We start from the raw sequence: 20,731 nt of genomic DNA on the forward strand, positions 1-20,731 counted from the left end.
CAGGAAAGGGCCTTGCGATGCGAGGCCCTTTTTTTTGCCTGGGTGTCAGGCCTTGTCCGGCTTGGCGAGCAAGGTGTACACGCACGGCAGCACAAACAACGTAAACAGCGTGCCGATCGACATTCCCGTCGCAATCACCATGCCGATATCAAACCGGCTCACTGCACCGGCACCCGTCGCGAAAATCAGCGGCACCATGCCGAACACCATCGCGGCAGTGGTCATCAGTACCGGTCGTAGTCGTATCGCTGCAGCTTCCTCCACCGCCTGCCGTGGCGTCAGGCCCTTGTCCTTGCGCAGTTGGTTGGCGAACTCGACGATCAGGATCCCGTGTTTGCTGATCAGGCCGATCAGCGTCACCAGGCCGACCTGGGTGTAGATGTTCATGCTCGACCAACCGAGGAACAGCGGAATCAGCGCTCCGCAGATCGACAGCGGCACCGTCACCAGGATCACCAGTGGGTCGCGGAAGCTCTCGAACTGCGCCGCCAGCACCAGGAAGATGATCGCCAGGGCCAGGCCAAAGGTGACCCACAGCGCCGTGCCCTCTTGGATGAATTGCCGGGAGGCACCGCTGTAGTCGAACGCATAGCCGGGCGGGGTTTCCTCAATGGCAATCTGGCGCACAGTGTCGATGGCCTCGCCCATGCTGACGATGGGAAAGCCCGAGATCAGCGCCGAATTGAGTTGCTGGAACTGGTTCAACTGCCGGGGCCGAGCGCGGTCCGTCACGCTGATCAAGGTCGAGAGTGGCAACAATTCGCCCTGGGCGTTCTTCACGTAGTAGTTGTTCAGCCACTCTGGATTGTCGCGGTAGGTGCGCTCGACTTGGGCGATCACCTTGTAGCTGCGCCCATCCAGGGTGAAACGGTTGATTTCCGCCTCCGCCAGCAACGTTGCCAGGGTGCCGCCGAGGTCCTGCATCGACACGCCCATCTGCGCCGCCTTGGCGCGGTCGATGTCCACCACCACTTCGGGTTTGTCGAACGCCAGGTCGATGTCGACAAAGGCGAATTTGCCTGACTCCATCGCACGTTTCTTCACGCGATTGGCCACTTCCAGCAACGACTCATAATCGTTGGCGGTGTTGATCACAAAACCGAACGGCAACCCTTCGCCCGTGCCGGGCAAGGAGGGCAGGTTGAAGCCGAACACCTGCAGGCCGGGAATCTGCTCCAGGCGCTTTTGCACCTCGGGCAAGATTTGCATCTGGGTACGCTGGCGCTCGTTCCACGGCTTGAGCAGGAAACCGCCGATGCCCGATTGCACGCCGTTGAAGCCGTTGATCTGGAACGACGAGTAGTACTCCGGGAATTCCTTGAAGATGTTGATGAACTCGTCGGTGTAGGTGTTGAGGTAGTCTAGGTTGGTCGGCTGCGGCGCGCTGGCCATCATGAAGATGATGCCCTGGTCTTCGTCGGGGGCCAGTTGCGACTGGGTGAACTTGAGGAACACCGGGATCAGGCACAGCACGATCAATGCAAATACGATCACCACCGGCCGCGTATTCAGGGTGCCGTGCAGCATGCGTTGGTAGCGACGCTTGAGTCCGTCGAAAATCCGGTCGAGGCGGTGAGCCAGTCCAGAAGGGTTTTCATCATGGCGCAACAGCAGCGCGCACATCATGGGTGACAGGGTCAGGGCGACAATGCCGGAAATGATCACCGCCCCGGCCAGGGTCAGGGCGAATTCCTTGAACAACGCGCCGGTGAGTCCTTCGAGAAAACCGATCGGCGCATACACCGCGGCCAGGGTGATAGTCATCGACACCACCGGCAGGGCAATCTCCCGTGCGCCTTCCAGCGCTGCATCCAGCGGCGTCTTGCCTTCCTCGATGTGCCGGTGGATGTTTTCCACCACCACGATGGCGTCATCCACCACCAGGCCGATGGCCAACACCATCGCCAGCAAGGTCAGCAGGTTGATCGAGTAACCCATCAACTGCATGAAAAACAGCACGCCGATCATCGACAGCGGGATGGTGATCACCGGGATCACCACCGAACGCAGGGCACCGAGGAACAGGAACACCACCACGATCACGATCAGCACGGCTTCAAACAGGGTTTTGACCACCTCGTTGATGGACGCCTGGATAAACAGCGTGGCGTCGTAGGCAATTTCCGCCTTGAGGTTGGGCGGCAGCTGGGACTCCAGCTCCGGCATGATCTTGCGCACTTCCTTGATCACGTCCAGCGGGTTGGCGCTGGGCGTGGCCTTGATGCCGATATACACCGACGGCGTGCCGCCAAACGAGCTGATGGCGTTGTAGTTTTCCGCGCCCATTTCCACCCGGGCCACGTCCCGCAGCAGCACCCGGCTGTCGCCATCGGTTTTCACAGTGATGGCGCCAAAGGCTTCAGCGGACTTGAGGTCGGTGTTGGCGTTGATGCTGGTGACGATGAATTCGCCTTTCAGCTCACCGGCAGCGGAGAGGAAGTTGTAGCGGCGCACGGCGTCGGTGATGTCGCTGGCACTGAGGCCGAAACCGGCCAGTTTCACCGGGTCGAGCCAGAGGCGCATGGCGAACACCTGGTTGCCGAGGATCTCCGCTTCGGCCATGCCGGGCAGGGTGGCGAGCTTGGGTTGGATCACCCGTGACAGGTAATCGGTGATCTGTGGGTTGCTCAGTTGCCCGCTGGAGAAGCTGATGTACATCAGCGCCGAAGCATCGGCGGCCTCTTCGCTCAGCACCGGGTCTTCGGCGTCTTGCGGCAGCTTGTTCTTGACCTCGTTGGCCTTGGCCAGCAATTCGGTAAACAGGCGGTCGCTGTTGGCGCCGATGCGCGCGTAGATCGAGATCACCGAGAAGTTCTGGCGGCTCACCGAGGTCATGTAGTCGATGCCTTCTGCGCTGGCCAGACTTTGCTGCAACGGCTGGGTGATGTAGCCCTGAATGGTCTCGGCATTTGCGCCGGGGTAGGCGGTGGTCACCGTGATCAGGGCGTTTTCCATGCTCGGGTATTGGCGCAGCGGCAACTTGCTGTAGGCCTGGAAACCCAGCAGCACGATCAGCAGGCTGACCACCATGGCCAGCACCGGACGACGGATAAACGCATCTGTGAACCTCATGGCCTAGTGCCCTGCCGGCAGGTTTTTGTCCGGGCTGATGGCGATGGGCGTGCCGTTGTCCAGCTTGAGCTGGCCGGCGCTCACCACTTGCTCACCGGCTTTGAGGCCCTTGCTCACCAGCACCAGGCCACCGCGTCGCTCGCCGGTCTCGACGAAACGTCGCTCGGCGATCAGCAGCGGCTTGCCATCAGCATCCTTTTCCACCTCGCCGGCGTCGGTTTTTTTCTCGGCCACGGCGTACACCGAGTTGCCGTAGAGGGTGTAGGTGATTGCGCTTTCCGGCACCACAATCTGCGGGGCCGGGTTGGGCAGCAGCACGTTCAGGCTGGTGAACATGCCCGGCAGCAGCTTGCCATCCGGATTGGCCAAGGTGGCGCGCACCAACACATTGCGCGTGCTGTTTTCGACTTTCGGGTTGATCGCGCTGATGCTGCCCGGAAATTGCTCGCCGGGATAAGCCGAGACTTCCACCTGCACTGCCTGCCCGAGGGCGACTCTGGGCACGGAGTGTTCGGGGATATAGAAGTCGACATAGAGGCTGCTGAGGTCCTGCAAGGTGGCGATCACCGTGCCGCTGGCCAGGTAGTCGCCCACATCGACTTGGCGAATGCCGATGGTGCCGCTGAACGGCGCGACAATGTGCTTCTTCGCCAGTGAAGCCTTGAGCTGATTGACCGTGGCCTTGTTCTTTTGCAGTTGCGCGGACAGGCGGTCGAACTCGCCTTTGGAGATGGCCTGGCTGCCCACCAGTTGGCTGCCGCGACCGTAGTCCACATGCGCCAGGCCGAGGTCCGCCTGGGCGGTTTCCAGCAGCGCGCTTTCCACTGCGCTGTCGAGTTGCACCAGGGGTTGGCCAGCCTTGACGTTCTGCCCGGACTCGAACTGCACGTCCTTGACCGTACCGGCCACCTCCAGGCTCAGGTTCACACCTTGCAGGGCTTTGAGTGAGCCGACGGCTGGAAGGCGCTGTTGCCAGGGTTGTTCGACCACCGTCGCGACCGCCACGCTGACCGCCGGTTTTGGCTTGGAAAAGACCTGGATCTGCTGGTAGATGGAAAAGGCTTTATAGCCCCCCAGCAGCAGGACGATTAACAGGACGACACCCAACATGATCAGCATGCGACGGCGCAGCATATTCCGGTTCCTTGGAAAAACTGAGACAGACGAAGACAGACGATTGTCGGAACATTACTCCGAGTATTGGGGGTATTCCACTCGGTATTTCTGACAGGTAAACGGACCTGTAGGAGCCCGGCTTGCCGGCGATGAGGGCCTCAAGCCTTGCGGCGATGCGAAGTACGCTATCGCCGGCAAGCCGGGCTCCTACAGGGAATCGCGTCAGATCAGGTGGAGATGGTTATCCCAGAGCCCTGCGGGCAACTCCAAGGGTTTTGCTACCAACGGTTTCTGGCGGCAATCGTAGAACCGGCAACGGCCTTGGCCCGAGGTCACGACAAACCCATCCTCGACGGCCCCAACGCCAGCACAGTCGGGCAGCGGCCCATCCAGGCGCAGCTCGCCACTGTCCATGTCCCAGATAAAAAAGCGGTTGCCCCGTGGGGCGGTCAACGCCACCAGGCGCAACTCGCTGTGCACCGCGACGCTGGCGGTGTAGTGCCCCATCGCCTGCAACTGCTCATCCGCCACCGGGAACGCCACGAACGGCTGGCCCGGTCGCTTGATCGCCAACAATTCGGAACGCTCCTGTGACGCCCCCATGAACTGCTGCCCGGTGAGGATGGTGCCATCGCTGGCAATCCCCATATGGCGCACGCTGTTCATCTGCTGGCCGAGGGTTTCCTTGCTGATCAAGGTGCCGTCGCGCTGCATCAGCACCAGGCTCGGCTCCATGGCGTTGAGGTTCATCTCCACGCGGCTTTCGGCTTCAGTGCGGATGCCACCATTGGCCACCACCAGGGTTTCGCCGTCGGGCATCCACGACACCTGATGCGGGCCGATGCCGTGAGTGGACATCTCGCCGGTATGCACCAGCCGCTCGCCTTCGAACTTGTAAACGCCGAGCAAGCCACGGCCGGGGTCGGTCGTGTCGTTCTCGGTGGCGTACAGCCAATCGCCGCTTTTGTGGATGACCGCGTGGCCATAGAAGTGGCGATTGGCCTTGGAGGTGATGGTTTGCAGCAGCGCACCATCACGCAGGTCGATCAGGTAGCTCTCGGTGCCCGGGCGACGGGCGACAAACAGCGCGATCGGCAGCGTAGGGTGGTTGATGATGTCGTGGCAGCGTTGGCCGACCTGGGTGGCAAACACTGGCTTGCCGTCCAGGCGATAGCCCACGGCGTAGTGCTTGCCGTCTGCATCATCCCGCGCCGACAGCAGCAGAGGGCCTTTATCCTTCCCTTTGAACAGCGTCCAGCCGCCCAAAGTGAGTGCACTGAGCAGCACGCTGCCAACCGCCAAAGCCTGTCGCCTGAGCATCATCAGTCACCGTCGTTGGCGTTAAAGCCCAGTTGAATGCCCAGCGCCTTGGCCAACTCGCCTTCGTGCAGGCGGTGGACGACGTTGAGGCTGTCGTAGATATCGTTGAGCTGCTGGCGCCCGGCGTCGTCGGCCAGCAGTTCATTGAGGGTGCGCTGGTTGCTGGCGAACAGTTTGAGGGACGCGGCATAGGCGGCGTCGATCTTGTCGGCCAACGGCTTCTGCTCGGACTGCAGCAGGCCACGCAGGCCTTTGTTGTCGACGCCGACCCATACGGTCTGGGCGGCGGCGAGGCTGGCTTCGAGGCTTTGCAGGGACGACTGGCTGCGCCATGCATCGGCCTGGAATGGCTGCGGGATACCCTTGGTCTGGCGGCCCATCGGCGTGCCGAGTTTTTTCTTCAGGGTGTCCAGTGCGGTCACTTGGACGCGCAGCAGATCGGCAATGGCTTCGTGGGAATCGGCGTAGCGCTGGTTCGGAAACTTGGTCATCTGCGCCAGCATGCCATCGGTGCTGTTCCAACTGGCCAGGATTTCTTCGGCCAGGGCCTTCTGACGGTCGCCGATGGCCACCAGCAGCGGGCAGTAACGGGCCTTTTGCGCGTCGTCGGCAATGTCGGTCTTGGCGTCGTAGAGGATGTATTCGTAGGCCGACAGGCCTTGCACCACCACACTGGATTTGGCCAGGGCGGCGCCATCGATCTGCGGCTGGCTGGCGACCAACTGCTCGACCTGGCGGCCGACCAGGTTCTTCTTGTCTGGCCAGAACTGCACCTGCCACGAACGGTTGCCTTCAGCCAGCGGGCCGATCAACAGCGGTTGCAGCTCGGCCCAGGCCTTTTGCGCATGCAGGAAGTCGGCACGGGCAGTGTCCAGGCTCTCTTTGCCTTGGCAATAGGCCAGGGCGCTGACGGCCAGTTGGCGGTCGGCTTCGACCCAACGGCTGTAGGTCGGCAGGATCACTTGCTTGGCGATGGCCGCCGAGGTTACCGCTTGTGGGTCTTGCGGCGAGCAGGCGCCGAGGGCGAGGGCGGCCAGGCTGGTGAACAACAACTTGGGACGGAACATGTCGAGCTCCCTTCTGTAAGTGGGGCGAAGCTTATAAAGAATTCAGGAACGCCAGCAACGCAGCGCGCTGCTCGGCATTAAAGGACAACACATGCTGCTGCGCCGCGTGTGCTTCACCGCCGTGCCATAGCACGGCTTCCAGCAGGTTGCGGGCGCGGCCGTCATGCAAGAACTGGGTGTGGCCACTCACGGTTTGTGTCAGGCCAATGCCCCACAAGGGCGGCGTGCGCCAATCGCGGCCACCGGCTTTGAATTCGCTACGGTTGTCGGCCAGGCCTTCGCCCATGTCGTGCAACAGCAGGTCGCTGTATGGACGAATCACTTGGTTGGCCAGCTCAGGTTCAGCGGCATTGGCCGCCGTGGTGAACGCGGGTTTGTGGCAACCCTGGCAACCGGCCTGGTAGAACAGGTTTTTGCCGGCCAGCACCTGCGGCGTGTTGACGCCACGGCGCGCCGGCACGGCGAGGTTACGGGTATAGAACAGCACCAGGCGCAGGATGTTGTCGCTGACTTCCGGCTCGCCATCGGGGCCATTGCCGTTGGGGGCCTGTTTGCAGGCGACTTGGGCATCGGTGCAGTCATCGAAGGGTCTCAACGAGGTGGTGAGGCCCATATCACCAGAAAACGCGTGAACATTTTGTTGATTGAGGTTGGGTTGCCCGGCTTTCCAGCCAAATCGCCCGAGCACGGTTTTTTGCTGGGCGTCGTCCCAGACCCAATTGGCGCGGCCGACGAGGGCTTCTTTGTCGGCGGTCTTCGGGTCGGTGTTGCGCAGGACATCGGCGTCGCTGATGGCTTCGAGCAGGCCCAGGCCGATCATGGGCGGGGCGATGCGTGCGGAAAAACGCGTATCCGGATGCATCGGGCCGTAGCCGAGCTGGGTGATCTGCAGGTCCGGCTTGCGCAACTCGACCACCGTGCCGTCCTTGAACGTCACGTTGACCGGTGTGTAGTCGACCCGCACCTTGCCTTCCGGAGCCACGCCCGGCACGGCCATGTCCTGCAGTTGCCCGCCGTAGACCGGCTCGGGCACCACGCCGAGCTGTTCGATGAGCTTGGCATACGGCGCTGCATCCGGAATCGACAGGCGCACCAGCATCGACACCGCATTCGGTGCGTCGGGTAACGGCGGGTGCCCACGGCCATCTTTTATATGGCAATTCTGGCAGGCATTGGTGTTGAACAGCGGGCCCAGGCCGTCACGCGCCGTGGTGGTAGAGGGTGCGATCACCCAAGGGCTGCGAAAAAAGCTGTTGCCGACGCTGAAATCCAGGCGACGAGTGGGCGACAGGTTGGCCGACGGCAGGGAAAATGCGTTCTGGTCACGCTTGTTCACCGTCGCCGCGCCGCCCGCCCGTGATTCACCCGGCTCGGCCTTGGTGAAACGTGGCGCGTCATCGCAGGCAGTCAGGCTCAGGGCCATCAATGCGGCGGACAGGCAAAGAAGCGGACGGAACATCGAGTTTCCTGACGCGAAGGCTGAAAATAAGGTCGCAAAGTCTAACAGGGCAGGGCCGAATGAATAAGAGCAATTATCGTTTGGTGGAGGGCGATGCATTCCCGCTAGAATGGCCGCACATTTTTCTCTGGAGGTGGCCAATGCAGGCTCTCGACGCTTTGCTCAACCGTGTTTCCGTGCCGCGTCTGCTGGAACCGGCGCCGACCCAGGAGCAGCGCGACGTGCTGTTCGCCGCCGCGATGCGCGCGCCCGACCACGGTCAATTGCGCCCTTGGCGCTTCCTCACCGTTGAAGGTGCTGCCCGTGAGCAAATGGGCACGCTGTTGGCCGAGGCTGCGCGCCTGCAAGACGCCGATGCGCCGCAAGCTGTCATCGACAAGGCCCAGAACGGCCCGTTGCGCGCGCCATTGGTCGTGGTGGTGATCGCCCGTTTGCAGGAACACTTCAAGGTGCCGAAATCCGAGCAATTGCTGGCCGCCGCCTGTGCGGCCCACGGCATCCTGCTGGCGGCGTATGCCCAGGGGATTGGCGCCGTGTGGCGCACCGGTGAACTGTCCTACTCGGCCCACGTTGCCAAAGGCCTGGGCCTTACGGCTGATGAGGAAGTGATTGGCTTCCTTTACCTGGGCACGCCGCAGAACCCGCCGCGTACCGCGCCCAAGGAAGATGTGGCGGCGTTTGTCAGCGCCTGGACCGGCGTTTAAACCCTGAACTGATCCATCAACTTCATCTGCTGAGTAGCCAACGCATTGAGTTGGCTGCTGATCGCCGCCGACTCGGTGGCCTGGCCGGTGAGGGTTTCGGTCACGGTACGGATCGCCGAGACGTTGCGGTTGACCTCTTCGGCGACCGCGCTCTGTTGTTCGGCGGCGCTGGCGATTTGCAGGTTCATGTCGCTGATCACGGTCACCGCATCGCTGATCTTGCCCAAGGCCTGCACCGCTTGATGGATCTGCCCGGCATTGCTCTGGGCCTGGCTCTGGCTTGAATGCATGGTCGCCACCACGCCACGGGTGCCGCTCTGGATGCGTTCGATCACCAGGCGGATTTCCTCCACGGAGTCCTGGGTGCGCTTGGCCAGGTTGCGCACTTCGTCGGCCACCACCGCAAAGCCACGGCCGCTTTCCCCGGCGCGCGCGGCTTCAATGGCGGCGTTCAGCGCCAGCAGGTTGGTCTGCTCAGCAATGCTGCGGATCACTTCCAGCACCGAACCGATCTGCTCGCTGTTGACCGCCAAAGCTTCGACTTCGCCCACGGCCTTGCTGACTTCTTCGGCCAGGGTGGTGATGTCGCGGGTACTCTGTTCGATGATCGACATGCCTTCGCGCGCCGACTGATCCGCCCCCCGCGCCGCGCTGGCGGCATTGGAGGCGCTGTTGGCGACGTCGTGGGCAGTGGCACTCATCTCGTTGGACGCGGTAGCCACCTGGTCGATTTCGCGGAACTGCACCTGCATGCCTTCGCTGGTCTGGCGCGCGATGGCCGATGACTGATCGGCGGTACCACGGGCTTCGGTGATGCTTTGCTTGATCTGGGCAATGGTCGGTTGCAGCTTGTCGAGGAAGCGGTTGAACCAGTTGACCAATTCTCCGAGCTCATCCTTCTTGGTGTAGGCCAGGCGCTGGGTGAGGTCACCATCGCCGCTGGCGATGTCTTTGAGCATGGCGGCCACACTGTTGATTGGACGGGTTACGCCGGTGGCGGTCAGCCAGATCAGCAGCAAACCTAGCAGCGCGGCGGCGGCGCCGACCAGCAAGGCCTTGAGCGTACCGGCGGCCTGGGCTTTGTCGAGGACGTCCTGCAGTTTCAAGGTGTCGGCCAGCATCACGTTCTTGGGCAGCTTGATTACCACGCCCCAGGATTTTGCGTCGGCAATCGGCTTGACCGGGAAGACGGCGCGGATGGTGTCGTCCTGCTCGCGGATCATGGGCGACTCGCTGGCCAGCAACTGCACGATCTCCTTGCCTTCGGCGCCGAGAGTGTCTATCAGGTTTTTGCCGACCTTGTCCGGCTGGCCGCTATACGCCGCGATCAGGCCGGTACTGGACAGGATCTCCAGATGCGCCGCGCCGTCGAAGAGTTCTTTTTGCGCCGCGTCCGTCACGGCCTGCAGGGTGTTGAGGGCGATGTCGATACCGACCACGCCGATGACTTTGCCGTCTACGATCAGCGGCAAGGCAATGGTGGTCATCAGCATCTGCTTGCCGGCCACTTCATCGGCGTACGGGTCCAGCAAGCAAACCTTGCGCGTGTCCCGTGGGCAGGTGTACCAGATGTTGTAGGGCGTGCCGCTGAGGTTGGGGGTGGTCTTAGTCAGGTCTTCTTCGACCATGATGGTGTTCAGGCCTTCACCGCCGGCACGGCTCCAGTAGCTGGAGAAACGACCTTTTTCGTTGGACACGCGGGCCTTGTCGTCGACGAATTCGCTGTCCTTGCCATCCAGTCCATTGGGCTCGAACGACAGCCAGATACCCAGCACTTTGCTGTTGCGCTCAAAGGTGGTCTTGAGGCTCTGGTTGAGTTCTTCCCGCAGTGCGCCAGGTTCCAGGGAGCGCTTGGCCGCCAGGGCGCGCAAGTCCTTGACCTGGTCGGCGAGGGCCGTCACCACCAACAGGTTCTCGCCAAAGGTTTTCTGCAACTGCACGGCCTGTTCGGCGGCTTTGGATTGCAGCAGGCTCTGCACGCTGTTGGTGAGCATTCGCGAGCTTGAATCGCTGATCAGGTGGTCGTTCTGGTCGGTTTCGTAGAGGTTGATGCTGATGATCAGCGCGATCACACCCAACAGGCAAAGGCCTGACAGCAGCACTATTTTCAAGCGAATGGAGAGGGTGTCGAACATAGGTTCACTCACGAATGGACTTGTTGGAAGGCACGCAGTGCAGGCCAAGTCCATTCAGCGCTATGTCTGAAACATCGGCGTCATGAAGCAATTCATGAGAGAGAGGCGATGAGTGGTAGGAAAAACCCTACACGCTACGTTATACGGGCGCTACAAGCCGCTCCGGGCGTGACCAGATCCACAGATTGCCCAGGCTCATCCCGGCAATCGCCAGGTAGATCGGCCAACCGTGGTCGAGCATCACCAGCATCAGCATGGCGCACAGCAGCATGCTCACGGTGGCACTGACTTTGGCCCGGCGGGCGATGATCTTGCCGTTGCGCCAGTTGAACAGGATCGGCCCGAACAGCCGGTGGTTTTCCAGCCAGGCGCTGAGGCGTGGTGAGCTTTTGGTGGCGGCCCAGGCGGCGAGCAGGATGAATTCGGTGGTGGGCAAACCCGGCACGACAATCGCCACCAGCCCGATGCCCAGGCTGACGTAGGCCAGCAGACCGAAGAGGATCCGGGCGATTTTCGAGGTGGATTGGGTTTTGCCGGTCATGGGAGCGATTTGCACGAGAAGGGGGTTCACCCCCTGTAGGAGCCCGGCTTGCCGGCGATGGCGTTCGTGAAATCGCCATCGCCGGCAAGCCGGGCTCCTACGGGGGGAGGTGAGGGTCAGGCCAGTTCAGGGGCGCTAGCGTACGCTTGTTCCAGCAAGACGGTGAAGCGTACAAACGCGTCGATTGCGCCTTTTTCCACCGCAGCCTCTTCTTCAGCGTTGAATTCCAGGGCATCGAGCGTACGCGTGAAGCTCTTCCAGCCTTCAGCGCGGCCACCGGCCGGCTCACCCAGATGACGGGCACCGAAGGTCTCGCTCAGGCCCAGGCCCACGGCGCGCTTGATCAGGAACGCAGCGCCCAGTTTGGAGCCTTCGGAGACAAACAGCCAGCCCAAGGCTTCGGCCTTGCTCGGGTTCTTCACGGCGCCAGCGACCGGTGCAGGCACTTCGGTGTCGAGGTCGCCCAGGTCCAGCTTGGCAGCTTCGGCGCGGCAACGTGCGGCCAGGTCCGGCACGATCTTGATAAGTTCGGCATCGTTGTACAGCGCTACCAGCTCCGACTGGAACAGGTACTGCGCCACTACAAAACGCGCGAAGTTGGCCTGGGTTTCAAACGGGGCGTGGGCTTTGACCAGGGCGTCGAGTTTGGTATGTGGCTCGTTGGTGATCTGGTTCAGGCGCTGGGAGCGTAGGCTTGGGCGTTCTGCGGTTGGAGAAGCGGTCATGAAAAAGTCCTTGAGAAGGGGAGCGCCTGGGTGCCCTAAAGAGAGCTGTTATCAACTAGACGAACAAGAAGACGCGGCACAGTAAAAAATCCTCACCTCGTCGATGAAATTTCGACGAGGTGAGTGGGGGGCTTCAATTAAACGTCGCGATCAAATGTCCCAGATCACGTTGATCGCAAAGTTGCGACCCGGCTGGGTCAGTCGGTCGAGGTTGGCCGGGGAGGTCACACCGGCTTCGCCGACGCCGTCGTAGCTGCGTACGTCGTCCCAGTTCCAGTACTTCTTGTCGGTCAGGTTGTAGAGGCCGCCATTGATGGTTACGTCGTTGGTGACTTTGTAGAAACCGGTCAGGTCGACGATGCCGAAGCCTGGGGTCTTGAAGGGGCCAGTGGTGCTGCCGTCAGGCGCGTGAAAAGTGGTGCTGTCGACGCGGTTCTGCTTTTTCACCAGGGTCCAGCTCAAAAGGCCGCCGTAGTTGTCCTGGTCGTAGCCCAAACCGAATACGCCCTTGAGCGGGTTGACGCTGTTGAGCGCCTCGCCATTATCATCGTTGCGGCCATAGGTGTAGCCAACCGAACCCTGGGTGTACAGGCCTTGCGGTGCGCCGAATGCATCGAGGTTCAGGCGCCCTTTGGCTTCGATCCCCTTGATGGTGGCGTGCTTGATGTTGTTGGCTTCGAATTGCTGTGAGGTACTACCGGCGACGGAGGCGTCCTCGTCGATGAAGTCGCGGTATTTGTTGTAGAACACGGCGATATCAAACGAACCGGAATCGAAATTGCCGCGAATCCCGGTTTCCACGCCCTTGCTGCTTTCCGGCTTGAGGTCGGGGTTGGGCTCGACGGTGTAGCCCTGCTGCAGGTTTTCAAAGCGGCCGTATAAGGCTTTGGCAGACGGGGTGCGGAAGCCTTCAGCGTATTGACCAAACCAGGTGTAGTGATCCGTCAGTGCATAGGTCAGACCGAATTTGGGCGTCACACGGTGCCAGGTTTTTTCCTTGTCACTGTGGGCGTAGATCCGCGTCGGGTCGACAGTGTTGAGGAACTCTTCAGTCAACTTGGGTTTGAGTTGGGTGTAGTCGTAACGCACGGCGGGCAGGAAGGTCCATTTGTCCCAAGTGATCTGGTCCTGTGCGAACAACGAGTAGGTGTTGATGGTCGGGTCCGGGAAGTCACTGGCCTTCTTTACGCTGTCGCTGGCAATCGGACTGGGCGCGCCGATGGCCGTGCAGCCACCGCCAACAGCCAGGCAACTGGCTGCGCCTTCACGGGAGCCGGTGACTTTCTGTTGCTTGAGGGTGGTGCCATAGGTCAGTTGGTGATCGGTTTCACCCAGGCTGAAGGCCTTGTCCAACTGGGCGTCGAACACCCACTGTTTTTCTTCGTAAAGGGTTTCGCGGGTGCGCAAGACACGGCGCGACGGCTGGTAGATCTCGGCGGTGGTCTGGTCGGTCTTGGCGATCTGGTAGTTGAGGCTGGTCTTGATCTGATCGGCAATCGGCGAGTCCAGGGCAAAGCGGTTTTCGATACCGAAACGCTCGCGGGTGATGGTGTCGTTGCCCGACCGCGCACGGTAGAAGTTGAAGCCACGCCCGCCGGTGAATGGGCCGCCCACGGCATTTTTGAGGTTGACGTCGCGATCGTCCTTGAACTTCTCGTAAGTCAGGCCAAGGCGGTTGTCATCGCCATAATTCCAACCCAGTTTGGCCAGCACATTGGTTGTGCGCGCATCCTCGGGGTTGGCACCGGTACGCGTCAGGCCCGTGGCGTTGTTGCCATCATAGGATTCCATCTCATGGCCGTTGCGCTGGCTCAGGTGCAGCAAGCCGTCGAAGTCTTGCACGCGCCCGGCGACGGTGCCGGAGGTCAGCCAGCTTTCATCGGCGGAGCTGTAGCCGGTCTTGAGACGGGCGCCGACGTCCTGGCCGGGTTTGATGATGTCGTCCGGGTCGAGGGTGAAGTAACTCACCGCACCGCCGATGGCGCTGCTGCCGTACAGGGCCGAGGCTGGGCCGCGCAGAATCTCGACGCGCTTGACGATTTCCGGGTCGACGTAGTTGCGACGGGTCTTGGCGTAAGGACCGTTGAAGAAGTTGTCCGGCACTTCCACGCCATCCACCTGGGTGAGGATGCGGTCGCCGTCGATGCCACGAATGTTGTAGCCCGAATTGCTCGAGCGGCCACCGGCACCGCCTACCGAGACGTTGGGCTCATAACGCACCAGTTCGCGGATGGTATTCACGTTCTGGCGGTCCAGCTCTTCGCGTTCGTGCACGCTGACGGTGCTCGGTACGCTGCTCACGTCCTGCTCATTGCGGGTGGCGCTGATGGTCACCTGTTGCAGGTTGAGGGTGCTGCCCGCTGCGCGTTTTTCCAGGACGATATTGTTGCTGCCCAGTTTGCGATAGCTCAGGTTGGTCCCCACCAACAGCCGGTCCAGGGCTTTTTCCGGCGGCAACGGGCCGCGCACGCCAGGGGACGACACACCCTGGCCCAATTCTGCGGGCAGGCCGACTTGCCAGCCGGTCACCGCGGTAAAGGCGTTGAGGGCCGAGACCAGCGACTGCTGCTCGATGCTGAAGTTGTAGTTGCCGTGGTTGCGTGCAGCAGGTTCGGCGGCGGTGGCGGTCATCACCGGCGCACCGGCCAGCAGGATGGCCGCGGTCAGCAAGGACAGGACGGGCGAAGAGGACCGGCGGTTGAAACGAGAGGACATCGAGAGCGCTCCGGGGTACGAATCTTATAGTTGCGAACCGAAACAAATAGGAATCAGTTGCATTGGCTAAGACGAGACGTACCACCTACAGCTATCGAGTAAAAATAATTCTCATTTAGTTCAAGATCACCAGCGCCGGGTATTCCGAGAGCTTGGCCGAGGTGATGTGGGCCAGGGAGCGCACCACGTCCAGAGGCTGGTCGAGGCGATAATTGCCGGTGACAGCGACGCTGGCCAGTTGGTCATTGGTGTTGACGATCCAGCCAGGGTAATAGCGACGCAGCTCGGCGAGCACTTCGCTCATCGGGCAGTTTTCGAAGATCAGCCGGCCTTGCACCCAGGCCAAATCCTTGTTGGCGTCCAACTTGGCCGGCTGGCCAAAGCCCTTGGGCCCGATGCGGATACTTTCCCCGGCGCGCAGGCGCACGCGGGCATCATCGAAAGTGTTGCTCAGGTCCACATCACCGCGCTGCACTTGCACCTGGGCTTCGCCATTCAGGTAACGCACGGCAAAAGCGGTGTCGCGTACGCTGGCGCGCACGGGGCCGGCGTCGATTTCCAGGGGTAGGCCATGGCTGGGCACGATTTCGAAAAACGCCTCGCCCTGGTACAGGCGGGCGATGCGCTGGTGGTCCTTGATGCTGCTGGAAAACGCTGAGTTGGTGTTGAGCAAAACCTTGGAGCCATCGTCCAGTTGCAGGCGCTGGCGTTCGCCCACCACGGTGAGGTGGTCGGCCTGCAGGCGTACCGGCAGGTTGCTGAAGCTGAACAGGCCGATCAGCAGCACGGCGGCGGTAGCCAGCGGTTTCCAATGCGGTTTGATGCGACGCCAGGCGCTGGGCTTGCGCGGTACGGCCAGTGCGACGGCGGCACTGTGCACCGGCGCGCCCCCCCAGGCGGCCTGGGCCTTGGCGAAGGCGTGGACGTGGGCGGGATCGCTGGCCAGCCAGGCTTCGAATTCGGCTTGCTGCCCGGGCTGCGGGCACTGCAAGGCGATCAGCCAGTCGAGGGCTTGGTCCATAGCCGTGTCTTGCAACACCTCATGAGCCAGCTCATGGGGGCGCAGTTTATTCGGGTCCGTCACGGTGTTCCTCGGGTCTTCGCCACGTTCTATTCAACTTTCCTACAGCTTGGTTCGACGCTTCTTTCGCGTGAAGCTTAAGGCCGATCCAGCCGTTCGGCCACACCTACGCAGATGGCCATAATCAATTTGAGTTCCTTTTGCACGGTGCTCAAGGACACTTCCAACTGGTCGGCGATCTCCTGGTAGCTGCAACCATGCAGGCGACTGAGGATGAAGATCTGCTGTTGGCGGGCGCTCAACTGGCCCAGGCTGACGCTCAGGGCTTCAAGCATTTGCTCGGCCTGGGTGGCATCTTCGGGTGTGCTGATGGGGGCAGCGACGCTTTGCAGGACATCCAGCGGAACATCTTCCTGCAGCGTGCGGGCCTGGATCCTGCGCGCACGCAAGTGATCCAGCGCCAGGTTGCGCGCCGTCTGATACACGAAAGGTTCAAGGTGATCGATCGGCCGCTCGCTCAGGGCCCGAGTGACGCGCAGGTAGGTTTCCTGCAACAGGTCCTCGGCGGTGCTGTGGTTATTCACCATCCGCTGCAAGGTGCGAAGCAGAATCACCCGTTGGGTGAGAAAGACGTGGTTGAAGCGAGATTGGCTCACAGTGATACCAGACCGGTTTGCAGTTAATGATAATGCTTATCATCAGCGCAAATGGCAAGTGGCACGTTTAACTGTAGGAGCGAGCTTGCTCGCGAAGGTCGTCAACGATAACGCTGACGTCCTGGGTTAACGCGGTGTCTTTGCGTTTTTTCGCGAGCAAGCTCGTTCCTACAGGAGGTCGGGGATTATTCGGCGTTGCAGAGCGCCAGGCAGTTATCCAGCATACGGTTGGAGAAGCCCCACTCGTTGTCATACCAAGCCAGCACTTTCAGCAACTTGCCACTGACTTTGGTGTGATTGGCATCGAAGATCGACGACAGCGGGTTGTGGTTGAAGTCGCTGGAAACCAACGGCAAGGTGTTGTAACCCAGAATCTTCGAATGCTGGCTGGCATCCTTGAGCAGCGCGTTGACCTGTTCGGCAGTGGCTTCTTTCTTCAACTGCACGGTGAGGTCCACCAGCGACACGTTGATCACCGGTACACGCACCGCCATGCCGGTAAGCTTGCCCGCCAGTTCCGGCAGCACCAGGCCGACGGCTTCAGCGGCGCCGGTCTTGCTCGGGATCATGTTCTGGGTGGCCGAACGCGCGCGGTACGGGTCGGTGTGGTAGACGTCGGTCAGGTTCTGGTCGTTGGTGTAGGCGTGGATCGTGGTCATCAGGCCACTTTCGATGCCCAACTCGCGGTGCAGCACCTGAGCCACAGGCGCCAGGCAGTTGGTGGTGCACGAGGCGTTGGAGATGATCTGGTGGGATTGGCGCAGAATGTCATGGTTCACGCCGTAGACCACGGTAGCGTCCGCGCCCTTGGCCGGTGCGGAAATGATCACCTTGCGCGCGCCAGCGGTAATATGGGCAGCCGCCTTGTCACGGTCAGTGAACAGGCCGGTGCATTCAAACACCACGTCGATCTTGTGCGCAGCCCACGGCAGGTCGGCTGGGTTGCGAATGGCACTGACGGCAATCCGGTCACCGTTGACGGTCAGGCTTTCCTGATCGTGGGCGACCTCTGCTTCGAAAGTGCCATGCACGGTGTCGTATTTGAGCAGGTGGGCATTGATCGAACTGTCGCCCAGATCGTTGATGGCGACGATCTGCAAATCCTGGCGGTAGCCTTGGGTATACAGTGCGCGCAGGACATTACGGCCGATACGGCCAAAACCATTGATTGCGATACGAAGAGTCATTGGAGAGTGCCTGTCGTCGATTTGTTGTAAGAATTACAAGATTATTCGCATAAAAATAGAAAACAAGCCTTTTTAGTGGCAATATTTTGTTCAATCTACAACGAGTGACCTGAATCAACTGGTCCGATGATCCAAACGACTCCCTGCCATCCCATGCGCTGCGGGCGTTTGATCAGCATAGACACTCAGGTCGCCACATCCGTTAGCCTGGAGTTCTACACATGCATCCCCGCGTTCTTGAGGTCACCGAACGGCTTATCGCCCGTAGCCGCGCCACCCGCGAGGCTTACCTTGCGCTCATTCGCGGTGCAGCCATCGACGGTCCGATGCGCGGCAAGCTGCAATGCGCCAACTTCGCCCACGGCGTGGCCGGTTGCGGCACTGAAGATAAAAATAGTCTGCGCATGATGAATGCCGCCAACGTGGCAATTGTTTCGTCATATAACGACATGCTCTCGGCGCACCAGCCGTACGAACATTTCCCTGAACAGATCAAGAAGGCCCTGCGCGAAGTCGGCTCGGTCGGCCAGTTCGCTGGCGGCACCCCTGCGATGTGCGACGGCGTGACCCAGGGCGAGCCTGGCATGGAGCTGAGCCTGCTCAGCCGTGAAGTCATTGCCATGTCCACGGCGGTAGCGCTGTCCCACAACATGTTCGATGCCGCGCTGATGCTGGGCATTTGCGACAAAATCGTCCCCGGCCTGATGATGGGCGCGCTGCGCTACGGCCACCTGCCGATGATCTTCGTGCCGGGCGGCCCGATGCCGTCGGGCATCTCCAACAAGCAGAAAGCCGACGTGCGCCAGCGCTACGCCGAAGGCAAGGCCACCCGCGAAGAGCTGCTGGAATCGGAGATGAAGTCCTACCACAGCCCCGGCACCTGCACCTTCTACGGCACCGCCAACACCAACCAGTTGCTGATGGAAGTGATGGGCCTGCACCTGCCGGGCGCCTCGTTCGTCAACCCGTACACGCCGCTGCGCGATGCGCTGACCCGTGAAGCCGCGCACCAGGTCACCCGCCTGACCAAGGCCAACGGCAGCTTCATGCCGATCGGCGAGATCGTCGACGAGAAATCCATCGTCAACTCCATCATCGCCCTCAACGCCACCGGCGGTTCGACCAACCACACCCTGCACATGCCGGCGATCGCGATGTCGGCGGGCATCATCCTCACCTGGGACGACATGGCTGACCTCTCCGAGGTGGTGCCGACCCTGTCCCACGTGTATCCAAACGGCAAGGCCGACATCAACCACTTCCAGGCGGCGGGCGGCATGTCGTTCCTGATCCGCGAACTGCTGGAAGCCGGCCTGCTCCACGAAGACGTCAACACCGTGGCCGGCAAGGGCCTGAGCCGCTACACCCAGGAACCCTTCCTGGTCGACGGCGAACTGATCTGGCGCGACGGCCCCATCGAAAGCCTCGACGAAAGCATCCTGCGCCCCGTCGCTCGTGCGTTCTCGCCGGAAGGCGGCTTGCGCGTGATGGAAGGCAACCTCGGTCGCGGCGTGATGAAAGTCTCGGCCGTGGCGCCGGAGCACCAGATTGTTGAAGCACCGGCGGTGGTGTTCCAGGACCAGCAAGACCTGGCAGACGCGTTCAAGGCCGGTCAGTTGGAAAAAGACTTCGTGGCCGTCATGCGCTTCCAGGGCCCGCGCTCCAATGGCATGCCCGAATTGCACAAGATGACGCCGTTCCTCGGCGTGTTGCAGGACCGTGGCTTCAAGGTCGCACTGGTAACAGACGGGCGTATGTCCGGCGCGTCGGGTAAGATCCCCGCCGCGATTCACGTCAACCCCGAAGCCCAGAGCGGCGGGCCACTGGCGCGGGTACGCGATGGCGATATCATTCGCGTGGATGGCGTGAAGGGCACCTTGGAGCTTAACGTGGACGCCGACGAATTTGCAGCGCGCGCGCCTGCCACGGGCCTGTTGGGCAATAACGTGGGGGCCGGTCGCGAGCTGTTTGCATTTATGCGCTTGGCCGCAAGCTCCGCAGAGCAGGGCGCCAGCGCCTTTACCTCTGCCTTGGAGACGCTTAAGTGAAGCTTGCGCTGGTCGGTGATATCGGGGGCACCAACGCCCGTTTTGCGTTGTGGCGCGATCAGGAACTGCATTCGATCCGCGTGCATGCCACGGCGGATCACTCCAGCCCTGAAGACGCGATCAAGGTTTACCTCAAAGAGGAAGGCCTGCAAATCGGCGACATCGGCGCGGTGTGCCTGTCGGTGGCCGGGCCGGTGAGCGGTGATGAATTTAAATTCACCAACAATCACTGGCGCCTGAGCAAGACTGCGTTTTGCAAGACGTTGCAGGTCGATGAACTGCTGCTGGTCAATGACTTCTCGGCCATGGCCCTGGGCATGACCCGCCTCAAGCCCGACGAATTCCGCGTGGTCTGCGAGGGTACGCCGGAGCCATTGCGCCCGGCGGTGGTGATTGGCCCTGGCACTGGCCTGGGTGTCGGGACACTGCTGGACCTCGGCGCTGGACGTTTTGCGGCGTTGCCGGGGGAGGGCGGGCATGTCGACCTGCCCCTCAGCAGCCCGCGTGAAACCCAGCTGTGGCAGCACATCTACACTGAGATCGGCCACGTCAGCGCCGAAACCGCCTTGAGCGGTGGCGGCTTGCCGCGTCTGTACCGTGCCATTTGCGCGGTCGACGGCCACACGCCGGTACTGGAAACCCCCGAGGCCATTACGGCCGCAGGCCTGGCCGGCGACCCGGTGGCGATGGAAGTATTGGACCAGTTCAGCATCTGGCTGGGCCGCGTTGCCGGCAACAATGTACTGACCACCGGTGGACGCGGTGGCGTGTACATCGTGGGAGGGGTGATACCGAGGTTTGCCGACTTCTTTATCAACAGCGGCTTTGCCAAGAGTTTCGCCGACAAAGGCTGCATGAGCGACTACTTCAAGGGTATTCCGGTGTGGTTGGTGACCGCGCCGTATTCCGGGTTGACCGGGGCTGGCGTCGCGCTCGAACAGGCCTTTGCCATGTAGGAGCGAGCT

General features: G+C 61.5%; 15 protein-coding genes. 3 read left to right on the plus strand and 12 right to left on the minus strand.

Annotated features, from left to right (window positions below; all coding sequences use genetic code 11):
- Positions 1-45 precede the first annotated feature (45 nt).
- From HX868_RS25220 to HX868_RS25240, 5 genes are all read right to left on the minus strand, one after another.
- Complete coding sequence (locus tag HX868_RS25220) at positions 46-3,072, minus strand: multidrug efflux RND transporter permease subunit (RefSeq protein WP_177004733.1); 3,027 nt, start codon at positions 3,070-3,072, stop codon at positions 46-48.
- Between the two features lie 3 nt (positions 3,073-3,075).
- Positions 3,076-4,206 carry an efflux RND transporter periplasmic adaptor subunit gene (locus tag HX868_RS25225; protein WP_177004734.1) on the minus strand — a complete coding sequence of 377 codons (1,131 nt, stop codon included), beginning with the start codon at positions 4,204-4,206 and terminating at the stop codon, positions 3,076-3,078.
- Positions 4,207-4,410: 204 nt separating this feature from the next.
- On the minus strand, positions 4,411-5,508 hold the full coding sequence (locus HX868_RS25230; RefSeq protein WP_177004856.1) for a DUF1513 domain-containing protein: 1,098 nt from the start codon (positions 5,506-5,508) through the stop codon (positions 4,411-4,413).
- A gap of 2 nt (positions 5,509-5,510) precedes the next feature.
- Positions 5,511-6,575: an imelysin family protein gene (locus HX868_RS25235; RefSeq protein WP_177004735.1), complete on the minus strand. Its 1,065-nt coding sequence runs from the start codon at positions 6,573-6,575 to the stop codon at positions 5,511-5,513.
- Between the two features lie 31 nt (positions 6,576-6,606).
- Complete coding sequence (locus tag HX868_RS25240; protein WP_177004736.1) at positions 6,607-8,034, minus strand: di-heme oxidoreductase family protein; 1,428 nt, start codon at positions 8,032-8,034, stop codon at positions 6,607-6,609.
- 140 nt (positions 8,035-8,174) lie between these two features.
- Between HX868_RS25240 and HX868_RS25245 the strand changes: the two genes are divergently transcribed.
- Positions 8,175-8,738 carry an NAD(P)H nitroreductase gene (locus HX868_RS25245; protein WP_177004737.1) on the plus strand — a complete coding sequence of 188 codons (564 nt, stop codon included), beginning with the start codon at positions 8,175-8,177 and terminating at the stop codon, positions 8,736-8,738.
- On the opposite strand, the gene HX868_RS25250 is transcribed toward HX868_RS25245, so the two are convergent.
- From HX868_RS25250 to gap, 7 genes are all read right to left on the minus strand, one after another.
- Positions 8,735-10,873, minus strand: coding sequence for a methyl-accepting chemotaxis protein (locus tag HX868_RS25250; RefSeq protein ID WP_177004738.1), 2,139 nt, complete (start codon positions 10,871-10,873; stop codon positions 8,735-8,737). The genes HX868_RS25245 and HX868_RS25250 overlap by 4 nt on opposite strands.
- A 139-nt stretch (positions 10,874-11,012) precedes the next feature.
- Positions 11,013-11,414: a YbaN family protein gene (locus HX868_RS25255; protein WP_177004739.1), complete on the minus strand. Its 402-nt coding sequence runs from the start codon at positions 11,412-11,414 to the stop codon at positions 11,013-11,015.
- Positions 11,415-11,530: 116 nt separating this feature from the next.
- Positions 11,531-12,139 carry a biliverdin-producing heme oxygenase gene (locus HX868_RS25260; protein WP_028617783.1) on the minus strand — a complete coding sequence of 203 codons (609 nt, stop codon included), beginning with the start codon at positions 12,137-12,139 and terminating at the stop codon, positions 11,531-11,533.
- A gap of 150 nt (positions 12,140-12,289) precedes the next feature.
- The gene (locus tag HX868_RS25265; RefSeq protein WP_177004740.1) at positions 12,290-14,854 is read right to left on the minus strand and encodes a TonB-dependent receptor; all 2,565 of its coding nucleotides are present in this window, start codon (positions 14,852-14,854) and stop codon (positions 12,290-12,292) included.
- Between the two features lie 115 nt (positions 14,855-14,969).
- Positions 14,970-15,938: a FecR domain-containing protein gene (locus HX868_RS25270; RefSeq protein WP_177004741.1), complete on the minus strand. Its 969-nt coding sequence runs from the start codon at positions 15,936-15,938 to the stop codon at positions 14,970-14,972.
- A gap of 74 nt (positions 15,939-16,012) precedes the next feature.
- Positions 16,013-16,531 (minus strand): RNA polymerase sigma factor, encoded by a 519-nt coding sequence (locus HX868_RS25275; protein ID WP_016975497.1) that lies wholly within the window; start codon positions 16,529-16,531, stop codon positions 16,013-16,015.
- A 185-nt stretch (positions 16,532-16,716) separates the two neighbouring features.
- The gene (gene gap / locus HX868_RS25280; RefSeq protein ID WP_016975496.1) at positions 16,717-17,718 is read right to left on the minus strand and encodes a type I glyceraldehyde-3-phosphate dehydrogenase; all 1,002 of its coding nucleotides are present in this window, start codon (positions 17,716-17,718) and stop codon (positions 16,717-16,719) included.
- Positions 17,719-17,939: 221 nt separating this feature from the next.
- Here gap and edd point away from each other — a divergent pair, with 221 nt between their 5' ends.
- Complete coding sequence (gene edd, locus HX868_RS25285; RefSeq protein WP_177004742.1) at positions 17,940-19,766, plus strand: phosphogluconate dehydratase; 1,827 nt, start codon at positions 17,940-17,942, stop codon at positions 19,764-19,766.
- The gene (locus HX868_RS25290; RefSeq protein ID WP_095017464.1) at positions 19,763-20,722 is read left to right on the plus strand and encodes a glucokinase; all 960 of its coding nucleotides are present in this window, start codon (positions 19,763-19,765) and stop codon (positions 20,720-20,722) included. Before edd ends, HX868_RS25290 begins: the two co-directional genes overlap by 4 nt.
- Positions 20,723-20,731: the final 9 nt, after the last annotated feature.

The sequence above is a fragment of the Pseudomonas reactans genome (assembly GCF_013385825.1).
Classification (GTDB): domain Bacteria; phylum Pseudomonadota; class Gammaproteobacteria; order Pseudomonadales; family Pseudomonadaceae; genus Aquipseudomonas; species Aquipseudomonas reactans.